A 1,124-nucleotide genomic window follows, 5' to 3' on the forward strand; every position below is an offset into this window, starting at 1 on the left:
GCGCTCTTCCGGTCTAGGCGGCGGGCGGCGTCGCGACGCGGGAAACGCCGGCGCCCGCGGGGGCGGAGTTCGGCTTCGGTGCGACCGGGCCGGCGGATGCCGGCGTGGCCGGCACGGCGATGCCCGCCGGCCGGAAGGGCGGCATGGCGAGATCCGAATCGCGCGCGGCCGGAATGGTCGTGGGCGCGGCCTCGTTGCCGGTGGCGGTGGCTGGTTCGTCCTTACGGCGGAACAGCGACATCGAAGACCCCCCTCGATTCCATGGGTTTACGTGATGCTTCGGGGCTAGCATGCGGCCGCGCGCCGCCACAACGCCCGAACCCGGCTTATCCCCAGGTTTTACGCGGCCTCGCCGCGGTGCAGCAGATGCACCGCCGCAGCCGTCCCGAGCACCGGGACAAGCAGGTTCAATCCTGGGACGAGTGCCGTCAGGGCGAGCAGCAGGCCGAGCGTCCAGCCTGCGAGACGCCGCCGCCGCCAGGCCATGCGCGCCGCGGCCGGTTCCATGCGCAGCAGCGCCGTCTGCTGCACGAGCCCCGACCCGAGCGCATAGGCGGACGCCAGCAGCGCCGCCATGGGACCGACCACCGGCACGAAGAGCAGCGGCAGGAGCAGGAGCTGGAGGAGCAACAAGCGCAGTCCGAAGCGCAGTCCGAAGGCAAGCTGCGCGGCGACCGAGGCGCCCCGCGCCGCCGGCAGGCCGGGGTAGTGGCGCCGCTCCACCGCCGCCGCGACGGGCTCGACCAGCTGCGATGAGATCGCCGCCGCGATCGGCAGGAACAGCCACCAGGCGGCGACCAGCGCCGCTGCACCCCCGCCGGCCTGCGCAAGCCACGAAAGCCAGCCTGGCTCGCCGGCCGACGCCCAGGCGGCGAGCTCCACCGCGCCCCAGGCGAGCAGCCCGATCGCGACCGCGGCGCCGAGCACGCCCCATAGCAGCGGGCGGCGGAAGGCTGGGTCCCCGATCTGGCCGAGGGCGAGGAAGAGGGCGGCTGGCATGGCGCCGACATGCCGCCGCGCGCGGCGCAGGTCCAGAGCCACGCCGGGCGCCGGCCCCGTCGCGGGAGATGCCCCGCGCCGCGCCATCCGGTCGTCTCCGGCGCCTTCCGCCCGGCGCGGCGCTG

At 75.5% G+C, this 1,124-nt stretch carries 2 protein-coding genes; both read right to left on the reverse strand.

Annotated elements, in window-relative coordinates; all coding sequences use genetic code 11:
• Positions 1–13 precede the first annotated feature (13 nt).
• Entirely contained in the window at positions 14–241 is a 228-nt protein-coding gene (locus HW577_RS25395) for a hypothetical protein (protein WP_198378860.1), read from the reverse strand.
• A gap of 98 nt (positions 242–339) precedes the next feature.
• A partial coding sequence (locus tag HW577_RS25400) for an EI24 domain-containing protein (RefSeq protein ID WP_232475244.1) occupies positions 340–1,124 on the reverse strand: 785 nt, incomplete at its 5' end.

It is taken from the genome of Neoroseomonas rubea (assembly GCF_016106015.1).
In the GTDB taxonomy this organism is placed as follows: domain Bacteria; phylum Pseudomonadota; class Alphaproteobacteria; order Acetobacterales; family Acetobacteraceae; genus Neoroseomonas; species Neoroseomonas rubea.

Coding starts and splice junctions, on each gene's coding strand:
- HW577_RS25395 (WP_198378860.1), bottom strand. CDS start 241: ATGTCGCTGTTCCGCCGTAAGGACGAACCAGCCACCGCCACCGGCAAC.